This window comes from Soehngenia saccharolytica DSM 12858 (assembly GCF_059568515.1).
In genome coordinates, this window is sequence record NZ_JCANTN010000055.1 from 1 (window position 1) to 4,307 (window position 4,307).

5 protein-coding genes are annotated in these 4,307 nt (G+C 31.3%); 3 read left to right on the plus strand and 2 right to left on the minus strand.

Going from position 1 to position 4,307, the window contains the following annotated elements; genetic code table 11:
- Nucleotides 1–154: 154 nt before the first annotated feature.
- The 3 genes from BO51_RS09895 to BO51_RS09905 all read left to right on the plus strand — a co-directional run bounded on the left by BO51_RS09895 (nt 155) and on the right by BO51_RS09905 (nt 1,911).
- The gene (locus tag BO51_RS09895; protein ID WP_496486245.1) at nt 155–382 is read left to right on the plus strand and encodes a hypothetical protein; all 228 of its coding nucleotides are present in this window, start codon (nt 155–157) and stop codon (nt 380–382) included.
- A gap of 354 nt (nt 383–736) precedes the next feature.
- A complete protein-coding gene (locus BO51_RS09900; RefSeq protein ID WP_496486247.1) occupies nt 737–1,402 on the plus strand; it encodes a hypothetical protein in 666 nt (221 codons plus the stop codon).
- A complete protein-coding gene (locus tag BO51_RS09905; protein WP_496486249.1) occupies nt 1,384–1,911 on the plus strand; it encodes a transposase in 528 nt (175 codons plus the stop codon). The genes BO51_RS09900 and BO51_RS09905 overlap by 19 nt, the downstream gene beginning before the upstream one ends.
- Nucleotides 1,912–2,377: 466 nt before the next feature.
- Here BO51_RS09905 and BO51_RS09910 read toward each other — a convergent pair whose 3' ends face one another.
- Entirely contained in the window at nt 2,378–2,800 is a 423-nt protein-coding gene (locus tag BO51_RS09910) for a universal stress protein (protein ID WP_496486251.1), read from the minus strand.
- Between the two features lie 61 nt (nt 2,801–2,861).
- Nucleotides 2,862–4,127, minus strand: coding sequence for an ArsB/NhaD family transporter (locus tag BO51_RS09915; protein ID WP_496486253.1), 1,266 nt, complete (start codon nt 4,125–4,127; stop codon nt 2,862–2,864).
- Nucleotides 4,128–4,307 lie beyond the last annotated feature (180 nt).

Genomic DNA, 4,307 nt, shown 5'->3' on the forward strand with positions numbered 1-4,307 from the left:
AATATTGTATGCTATTATTTTTATTAAAAGATACAATTCATTGCATTTATGATTTACTAAACTATTTTCGCTAAAGGCGTAGCCTTCTTTTATTTATTTATCGTCCAGGTTAAGCTCACGGCCTCTGGGCTGGAGTAGAATAGGTGTGGACCAGATGGCCAGGTTAAGGGTCTTTGTAGCGAACGGCGGAAATGTATATGACATATTTATGCAAAAGAAAAAAGCAGCAATAGATGAAGCAAGGGAGGTAAAAGTGGACCGTGAGATTATCAGGAAGAGAAAGCTTACAGCATCGCGCGAAACCATCGGTAACATAACCATTTTGAATATTGGAAAAAGGACTTGGGCTTCCCAGTTCCTCAAGTCAGTGAGGGATGCTTAAAGTAGCAGGTTAACAGGAGATTACTTTTATTTTTAAAACCCATAGTATCTTGACGCTATCATTTAATATTTTTATCTTTTAAATTTAGTAAATTTAGTATAAAATCATTATGAGACAATTTGACAACACTCCTTTAAAATATGGTTTTGGTTGATTATATTTTACCAGAGTTTGTCAGTTGTCTCATCTTTTTTGTAAATAAAATGGTGCTGGTTTTTAATTACCAACACCAAAAATTATAGAGCCTTTATTTTTAGGGAAAAATAAATGTTAGGGTAAATTATTTTCTACCCCAACATTTATTATAGAACCAAAAATATTTTATCTATTCCTACTGTTGACCTTCTAATTACCTTGCTTAATATTTCTCCTGAATTACGTAATTTTTGCGGTTTTTTAACTATTCCGAATAAGTCTCCATTTTCTAGGTTTAAATCTAATTTCCTAGAAGATTTAAATGTTCTATTTCATAACTTGGTTGATGTAACTGAGGATTTCTGCTTAAAAGCTAATCCTTTTTTAGCTTCTATCTTAATCACTGATACCACTGGAGTTGAAGCTTATGTTACTGAGAATAATCCTAAATTCTATCAATCTCAACTGCGTAAAGCTAAAGCTTATGCCAAATTTTTTTCTAAGGATAATCCAGATTCAACTTTTGATATTGAAAAGTATGCCCAAGGTCAAATGCCTAAGTCTGCTAATTCCAATCCTGATATGAAGTTAGCTTATCTTAATGGCCATTTTGGATACTTCCAAAAATGTATTATCTCTACCAATGCTCTTGGTGTTGTTAGAAATGTTAACTTTTTTAATTCAGATAACAACCTTGCCCAAGATTTGAGACCCCAAGATATTAAGGATTCCTATGATGCTAAATCTTTGATCCCAACTCTAGAAACTTTTTTTCAACTGCATCCCAATTTCTCATATAAATATTTTTTAGGAGATGCTGGATTTGATGCTGATGATAATTATGCTTATCTTCATCAAAAAACATTATGCCTATTATCTCTTTAAATCCTCGTAATTCACCTAGTTTACCACAACCTGGATTTAATGAAGTAGGAGTTCCTCTTTGTCCATATGATTCTTCTTTACCTATGATTTACGATGGTATCACTCGTGAAAAAGGTAGAGCTGATAGAATAAAGTATATATGTCCAAAGGCTAAGAAAATTAATGTTAAAGGTAAAATCAGCTATATACTAAATTGTGAAAATCCATGTACCAATTCAAAGTGTGGAAGAATTAAGCAAATTACTATACATCATAATTATCGATTTAATTCTTCTATTCCTCGCGATAGCTTGAAGTGGCAGAAACTATACAAACTTAGAACTATCTGTGAAAGATCCATTTGTCAAATTAAGAATTTCATTCAACTTAAATCATCAAGAGTTAGAAATACCGTATCTCTAAAATCAGATATTTTACTTGCTTGTATTTCTCAACTAATCGCTTTTATACTTATATTTAAAACTAAAAACTATGATAATCCTCTTGCTATTAAATCTTTAATTGCTTAATCTTAGTCAACTAAATATTAATTCTAAAAGGTTGAGTTAAACCTTTGTTTTTCTATACTCTTTTTTTGTTGATATATTAATATTTTTGATAATTTTAAGCTAATTCCTGTGGATAACTCTAAATTTACATTCTGCAACTATCTACTTAGTGAAATCAGTTTTTTATTTACTTATACCCCGTTTATCAATTTACGCACTAAGCATTATATACATCTAAGAATATTTGTACCTTCTAACATATTACTAATAAAAAAGAGCCTTCTCAGGTTTTAGATCTACTAAAATGAGTCAGCTCCTTTTCTTTTCATTATTTTCTTGTATCAAGTACCATCCCTACTCCAACTTCCTTAATACTAATTGTCTTATGGATTGGATTTGTGAATTAATACAATTATTAGTTTCATATGTTAATAAGTTCATTGGTTGGAATCACAGCTTTAGCTGTATAACATTTTATTCCAATATATTATTTTACAATTATTATTGGTCTATTAATATGATGTACCACTTTGTCCGATACGCTTCCTAAGAGAGTTCTTGAAAATGCACCTCTACCTCTGCTACCCATAATTACAAAATCGTAGTTAACCTCTTCTGCATGAAGGACAATTTGCTCTGCAGGATCGCCTTCCTTTTGAATAGTATTAAATGTCCCTGGGAAATCTTTAAAAAATTCAGAAGCATTTTTTAAGATTGCTTCCCCTTCGTTAAAGGCGACTTCTCTTAGGATATCCTTCATCCTTTTTTGCTGAACCCTTGATACTTCCTTTAAAGGATCTACAACTGTAAGAATAGTTACCTCACCTTTCAAAGCTGCTGCAAGTAATTTAGCTTTTTCTAAAACCTTATGAGAATATTCAGATCCATCTACAGCTACTAATATCTTCATTCAGTTCCCTCCCTTATTGACATAATGTATTTAGTAATGTATATATACCCATGATTACTGTCTATGCCCAGATTAACCAAATTAAAATATAACCTACAGTAACAGCTGTTAATGTAAATGGAATACCAATCTTCATGAAGGTTGGAGCACTTACCTCGTATCCTTCTTTTCTTAATATTCCAAGGGCTGCAATATTGGCTGATGCACCTATAGGAGTTAAATTTCCACCCAAAGTAGCTCCTGATAACAATCCGAAATACAATAAATATGGAGAAACACCTAAAATTCCTGAGATTGATTGTACTACCGGAAGCATGGTCGCTATATACGGGATATTATCAATAAAAGCAGAAAATATAACTGATGCCCACACAATTAATGTATAGATGATAAATAAATTGTCTCCACTTAATTTTATGAAAATTTCACTGATTTTATTTACAACCCCAGCCTCTGTTATACCCCCTATTACTATAAACAATCCTGTTAATAACATTATTGTAAAGTAATCAATTTCCTTGATTGTTTTTATCGCATTGTTATTTTTCTTATTTTTAACTATATCTCTTATAGTCCCCACAAAGAATAATGTCATACAAATAATGCCATTTATCGTACTTGGCATACTAGGTAAAAATGATGCTACAATCAATAAAACTATCATAAAAACTAATAGAAAAGAAGGAAAGTAATCACTAACCACTGTTCTATTCATTTTATCAATCTTTTGTGTTTCTTTTTTAAACAAGAATAACAATACCATTGTAGCTGCTAGTGCACCTGCTTGTACTACCCAAAACAAACCTGCTTTTCCTTGGAATACAAAAAAATCTATGAAGTCTAATCCTGCATATCCACCTAGCAAAATAGAAGTAGTATCCCCTACTAAAGTTGCAGCACCTTGTAAATTTGAAGCAACAGATATAGCAATTACACTGTTAACTGGAGATATTTTTAATTTTTTTGCTATAGTTAAGGCAACTGGAGCTACCATTAATACCGTAGCAACATTGTCTATAAATGCTGAGATTAATCCAGCAAATAGGGATAGGGAAATAATTGCCCATTTTACATTAGGCATCTTTTCTAATATAATGTCTGCCAATAATGATGGCATTTTTGATTCAATAAAATATGAAACAATCCCCATAGCCCCTGCTAACATTAAGATTACATTCCAATCTACAACCGTAAGTACCTTATCTGCAGGAAGTATACCTAATATAATATATATAGCTCCTGATGCTAAAGCAATATATGCTCTATAATAAGGTAAAATAATTAGTAATGCGTATGTAAGTACAAATAATAATATTGCTAGTTTCAATCATAATCCCCTTTCTAGTCTTAACTCTTCTATTAGTGCCATTCATTGATAAAATGGTCCCCTAAATAGTATAACATAATCTTGAATTCGGCAAGTGAATTTAAAAAAAGTTTTCGCTTGCCATTTTTATTTTCATTATGAATAAAATTGCATTTGGTATGATATTTTAGACCGTCAGGT

Bases quoted from the DNA above. Each gene is read 5' to 3' on its own strand.
- BO51_RS09895 (WP_496486245.1), top strand. From the start codon at position 155: ATGGCCAGGTTAAGGGTCTTTGTAGCGAACGGCGGAAATGTATATGAC.
- BO51_RS09905 (WP_496486249.1), top strand. From the start codon at position 1,384: ATGCCTATTATCTCTTTAAATCCTCGTAATTCACCTAGTTTACCACAA.
- BO51_RS09910 (WP_496486251.1), bottom strand. From the start codon at position 2,800: ATGAAGATATTAGTAGCTGTAGATGGATCTGAATATTCTCATAAGGTT.